Origin of the sequence: Aquabacterium sp. UBA2148 (genome assembly GCF_002328915.1) — a bacterium.
GTDB lineage: Bacteria > Pseudomonadota > Gammaproteobacteria > Burkholderiales > Burkholderiaceae_C > Aquabacterium > Aquabacterium parvum.
The window spans coordinates 1-1,653 of record NZ_DCXA01000092.1 but is presented as its reverse complement, the minus strand read 5'-3'; the positions used below and the strand labels follow the sequence as shown (position 1 = coordinate 1,653).

Annotated in this window: 1 protein-coding gene; it reads right to left on the bottom strand. The window is 69.6% G+C overall.

What is annotated here, in order from left to right; genetic code table 11:
* The coding region (locus B2W70_RS04930; protein WP_286743446.1) for a type VI secretion system Vgr family protein at positions 1-1,653 on the bottom strand (1,653 nt) is incomplete at both ends.

Sequence of the window (1,653 nt, the reverse complement as noted above, 5' to 3'; positions counted from 1 at the left end):
CTTGGCAGCGATCTGCGCGGGCCCTGCTTGCGCCTGCCAATCGATCGATCCTTGCGCCGCGATCACGGTGATGCCCTTGCCTGCCGCTTCGCTGCCCGGCTGAACCGCCCCGGCCAACACCCCGATGCCTTGCGCGGTCTGCACCCGCAGCTGCCCGCCCACGGCCCAGTGGCTGTCTTGCCCGCTGGCGATCTGGGTGGTGTCCTGGCTGCTGAGGTGCCAGTCCTGGCCCGCTGTGAGGCCGATGCCGGCCTTGCCCACCATGGCGATGTTGGGGTCGGCCATGTGGGGTAGCTTGTTGGTTGATGCGCCGGTGGCCTTGTCTGCCGCGTCAGCTATCGCATTGGGCAGGCTCGTGGTGCTGACGGTGCCCATCAGGCTCTTGGTGAGGGCGGCCGCCGGTGCAAGAGCGTCGTCGAGCGTGCTTTGCTTTGCGGCGCGGCTGCCTGCGGCCGTGGCCAAGCCCACAGTCTGATGCGTGGTGGCCGCTTGGTGGAAGGTCTCGGTCAGTTGCTGCATCTGGCGAGCGAGCGCGATGCCGGCGGCGTTGTCGCCTGCGGGCTCGGCGGTCTGACCCAAGCCATTGCGCAAGCTGAAGGTGCTGAGCATCACGCCGCGTGCGGCGCGCACACCGCCCCAGGCATCTGATCGCAGCTCAAAGCCCAGGCCCCGGAAGCTGCCCCGGTGGTTGTCGGCCTGGTGCAGCAGGTGGCCCATCTGCAGCCAGGTCTGCGCCTGGGTGGTGTGAAGCTGGGTGCGCAGCTGCTCAGGCGTGTCGTCCCACACCAGTTGGTTGTGGCCGCTGCCGCCGAACTCTTTGCTCTTGATGCCGCTGAGCGCTGCGGCGTTGGCCTGGCCTTGTGCGCCTGGGCTGGCCGCTGCGCTGGCCGCCCCGTGCCAGGCGGGGCTGTGGCCGCCTGCGCCCGAGCCGATCAGGTTGCCTTGCGACGATGGCGTGTGGTCGGTGGACTGCGCCAAGGCATCGAGCGAGGCTTCAGCAGCCATGCCGCCAGGCGTGGGCGCGATACCCGACTCACCCCGGCCGTTGTAGAGCGCCGCCAGGACCACGGGGCGGTCGATGTCGTTGCCCAGGAAGGTGACCAGCACCTCTTGACCGATGCGCGGGATGAACTGGTGGCCCATGCCGGGGCCTGAGAGGCGCTGGACCACGCGCAACCAGCAGCTGTGGTCGCTGGCGCGTCTTTGCGGTGAATCGATGCTCTGCCAGTGGAAGCGCACTTTCACGCGACCCATCTTGTCGGTGTGCAGCTCGTGGGCGCCGCTCGGGTGTTCGCTGCCGTCCGGACCGACGACGATGGCCGTTTGCGGGCCCAGCGCGGTCGGGCGTGGGCGGGGGCGCAGGCCGGTGTCGTCCATGAGCACGGGGCGCCAGGGCACGTCGCGGCGAACGGCCTGGAACTGGCAGGCAAAGCCGGTGCGCTCGGCGTGGCCGTGCAGGGGCTCGGTGTTGATCGCGCCCGTGACCTCGGGCTCGAATCCGAGTGGGCGCTCGAGCATGGGCCAGCGCGGGCGAGCAAAGCGGCCCTTGGGGTGGGGCAGGCTGGCGTCGATCAGGGCTTGGATGTCTTTGGGCAGGTTGTTGACGCCCACGGCGTGCACCTGGGTGAAGAAGAGCTCGTGGGGCTCGCCTGC